Origin of the sequence: Caulobacter sp. AP07 (assembly GCF_000281955.1) — a bacterium.
In the GTDB taxonomy this organism is placed as follows: Bacteria; Pseudomonadota; Alphaproteobacteria; order Caulobacterales; family Caulobacteraceae; genus Caulobacter.
Window position 1 is genome coordinate 1 of the sequence record NZ_AKKF01000094.1, and the last position, 3921, is coordinate 3921.

4 protein-coding genes are annotated in these 3921 nt (G+C 68.8%); all 4 read right to left on the minus strand.

The window, feature by feature from the left end:
- Nucleotides 1-742: ParB/RepB/Spo0J family partition protein (locus PMI01_RS06055; protein WP_007665363.1), on the minus strand; the 742-nt coding region annotated here is incomplete at its 3' end.
- Nucleotides 743-827: 85 nt separating this feature from the next.
- Nucleotides 828-1640 (minus strand): ParA family protein, encoded by an 813-nt coding sequence (locus tag PMI01_RS06060; protein ID WP_007665366.1) that lies wholly within the window; start codon nucleotides 1638-1640, stop codon nucleotides 828-830.
- Complete coding sequence (gene rsmG / locus PMI01_RS06065; RefSeq protein WP_007665370.1) at nucleotides 1624-2280, minus strand: 16S rRNA (guanine(527)-N(7))-methyltransferase RsmG; 657 nt, start codon at nucleotides 2278-2280, stop codon at nucleotides 1624-1626. The genes PMI01_RS06060 and rsmG overlap by 17 nt, the downstream gene beginning before the upstream one ends.
- 4 nt (nucleotides 2281-2284) lie before the next feature.
- Nucleotides 2285-3921 (minus strand): tRNA uridine-5-carboxymethylaminomethyl(34) synthesis enzyme MnmG (gene mnmG / locus PMI01_RS06070; protein WP_007665372.1); only part of this gene is annotated, 1637 nt, incomplete at its 5' end.

The window sequence follows — 3921 nt, forward strand, 5'->3', positions numbered from 1 at the left end:
CGGGCCCTGGTCCGCCAGGCCGACCGCCGTTCGAACGGGCGCGAACCTCGCCGGCGGCGTTCGGGGTGCGACGGGCCAGGGCCTCGGCCTCGCGAACCGACAGGCCCTTGTCGACGACCTCGCGGGCCAGGGCGGTCGGGTCGGGCGCGGAGGCGATGGCGCGGGCATGACCGGCCGTCAGCTCGCCGGAGGTCAGGTAGGTCTGGACGGCTTCGGGCAGGGCCAGCAGGCGCAGGGTGTTGGCGATGTGGCTGCGGCTCTTGCCGACGGTCTGGGCGATCGCCTCCTGGGTGCGACCGAACTTGTCCATCAGCACCTTGTAGCTCAGCGCCTCTTCCAGGGCGTTGAGGTCGGCGCGCTGGACGTTCTCGATGATGCCGATCTCCAGCACCGCCAGGTCGTCCAGTTCGCGGACGATGATCGGGATGGTCTTGAGGCCGGCGCGCTGGGCGGCCCGCCAACGGCGCTCGCCGGCGACGATCTGGTATTCCCCGGTCGCGCCCGGCGCCGGTCTGACCAGGATCGGTTGCAGGACGCCCTTCTCGCGGATCGAGTCCGAAAGTTCTACCAGGTCTTCCTCATGGAAGGTCTTGCGGGGCTGATCGGGATTGCGGCGGATCAACTCGATCGGCGCCTCGCGCGAACCGCCGGCGGTGTCGCCGGGAGCCTGGGCGGGCGCGGAATCGACCTCGCCGAGCAAGGCGGACAAACCCCGACCCAGCCCACGACGACCTTCAGACATCCCCGGTTCTCCCACCACGACCGACTCCCTCACGCGCTCAACACTCAATTTCGACAATGACTTGGATAGTTATCCTCAGACGGCCCTAGGCCGCCTGGGCCAGCCGCGACTTCTCGCGCAAGATCACCTCGCGGGCCAGCCGCAGATAGGCCTGGCTGCCGGCGCATTTCAGGTCGTAGAGCAGCACAGGCTTGCCGAACGACGGCGCCTCGGACACCCGGACGTTGCGCGGTATGACCGCATCATAGACCTTGTCGCCGAAGTGTTGCCGGACATCCCGGGCCACCTGGTCGGACAGACTGTTGCGGCGATCGTACATGGTCAGCACCACGCCCTGGATCTCCAGCTTGGGGTTCAGGCTGCCCCGCACCCGCTCGATGGTCCGCATCAGCTGGGTCAGGCCCTCCAAGGCGAAGAACTCGCATTGCAGCGGCACGAACACCGCGTCGGCGGCGGTCATGGCGTTGACGGTCAGCACGTTCAGCGACGGCGGGCAGTCGATCAGCACATAGCTGTATTCACCACTGGCGCGCAGCGGCTCCAGGGCGTCGCGCAGGCGGTAGGAGCGGCGCGCCGTCTGGCCCAGCTCGATCTCGACACCCGACAGGTCGGCGTCGGCGGGGATCACGTCCAGGCCCGGCAGCTCGGTGCGGACCGCGGCGTCGACCACCGGCTTCTCGCCCATCAGCACGTCGTAGAGCGTGGTCCTGCGCTGCGTGCGGGTGATGCCCAGGCCCGTCGAGCAGTTGCCCTGCGGGTCGGCGTCGATCAGCAGCACGCGCTCGCCGCAGGCCGCCAGGGCGGTGCCCAGATTGATCGCGGTCGTGGTCTTACCCACCCCACCCTTCTGGTTGGCGATGGCCAGGACGCGCAGCGGTTGGTCAGACTTTACGGACACTCTTGAGCCCCTTCACTTGCACGATCTGGCCTCGCGGGTCGCTCAGGGAGGACCGCAGGGTCGACTCGAATTTCCAATATGTGGCGGCCTCGACCAGTTCCGAAGCGACATCTTGTCCCTTCAGGAACCAGGCGGTCGCGCCGCGCTTCAGGTAGGGCTGGGCATAACCCAGCAGTCTGACCATCGGCGCGCAGGCCCGGGCGGTGACGACGTCGACCTTCAGGTCGAGCTCTTCGGCGCGGGCGTTGTGGATCTCGACGGGCAGCTTCAGGTCGTCGGCGACCACGCGCAGGAACTTACAGCGCTTGGTCATGCTCTCGACCAGATGGACCTTGGCCCCCGGCGTGTCCTTCAGGAGGATGGCCAGGACCACGCCGGGCAGGCCGGCCCCGGCCCCGAGGTCGGCCCAGGTCCTGGCGTCCGGCGCGAGTTGCAGCAGCTGGGCGCTGTCCCAGGCGTGACGGTTCCAGAAGTTCGGCAGCGAGGCCGGCCCCACCAGGTTCATCACCGCGTTCCACTCGGCCAGCAGGGCCTGAAAACGCGTCAGGTCCGCCAGCTGGGCGTCGCTGCAGCCCGTCAGCCGCTGGAAGGCGGCCGCGTCGACGGGGTCGAGGGTTTCGATGACCAGTTCGGTCTGCATGGGATCAGGCCGCTGCACGGGCGCGTCGCACATGGGCCAGCAGCGCGGTCAGGGCGCCGGGCGTCACGCCCTCGATCCGGGCCGCCTGGCCCAGGGTCAGGGGCCTGACTCGCGCCAGCTTCTCGCGCACCTCGTTCGACAGGCTGCCGACCAAACCGTAGTCGAGGTCGCCGGGCAGGCGCAGGTCCTCTTCCTTGCGGAAAGCCTCGGCGTCGGTGCGCTGGCGATCGAGATAGCCGGCATAGGCCGCCTCGATCTCGATCTGCTCGCGGGCCATAGGGCTCCACGTGGCGATCTGCGGCCATACCGCCGTCAGGCTGTCGAGGTCGACGCCCGGCAGGGCCAGCATGGCCAGGACATCCCGGCGCTGGCCGTCGGCATTGACCTTGAAGCCGGCCTTGACCGCCGCCGCCGGGGTCAGGGTGACCGAACGGGCGAAGGCGCGGACGGTTTCCAGCTCGGCCTTCTTGGCCGCCCAGGCGGCCGCTCGGGCCGCACCGACGCAACCCAGCTCAAGACCGCGATCGGTCAGGCGCTGGTCGGCGTTGTCGGCCCGCAGCACCAGGCGGAACTCGGCGCGGCTGGTGAACATCCGATAGGGCTCGGTGACGCCCCGGGTGACCAGGTCGTCGATCATCACCCCGATATAGGCCTCGTCGCGGGCGAAGATCGCGGGCGCCCTGCCCTGCCCCGCCAGCGCCGCGTTGAGGCCGGCGACCAGGCCCTGGGCCCCCGCCTCCTCGTAGCCGGTCGTGCCGTTGATCTGGCCGGCCAGGTAGAGCCCGGGCAGACGCTTGGTCTCCAGGGTCGGGTAGAGCTCGCGCGGATCGACGTAGTCGTACTCGATGGCATAGCCATACCGGATGACCTCGACGGCCTCGAGGCCCGGCATGGTGCGCAGGAACAAGAGCTGGGTTTCGGCCGAAACCGAGGTCGAGACGCCATTCGGATAGACCGTGTCGTCGTCCAGGCCTTCGGGCTCCAGGAACACCTGGTGGCTGGTCTTGTCGGCGAAACGGACGACCTTGTCCTCGATCGACGGACAATAGCGTGGGCCGATGCCGGTGGCGCGGCCGCCATAGACCGCCGACTCGCCCAGGCGATCGGCGATGATCTTGTGGGTTTCGGCGGTCGTATAGGTGATGCCGCACTGGATCTGCGGCACGTCCACCGTGGTGTTGAGGAACGAGAACGGTTCGGGATTGTCGTCGGCCGCCTGCATTTCCAGGCGATCCCAGGCGATGGTCTTGCCGTCGAGACGGGCGGGCGTGCCGGTCTTCAGGCGGCCCATGTCGAAGCCCAGCGCATAGAGCCGGTCCGACAGGCCGATCGACGGCGCGTCGCCGACCCGGCCGGCCGGGATGCGGGTTTCGCCCTGATGGATCAGGCCCTTCAGGAAGGTGCCGGTGGTCAGCACAACGCGGGACGCGCGGTAGACGCCGCCCTCCCCGTCGACCACGCCGGCGACGATCCCATCCTCGACGATCAGGTCTTCGGCCGCGGCGGCGATGACGTCGAGGTTCACATGGTCGAACAGCTCGGCCTGCATGGCTTCGCGATAGAGCCGGCGGTCGATCTGCGAGCGCGGGCCGCGCACGGCGGGGCCCTTGGAGCGGTTCAACAGCCGATATTGGATGGGGG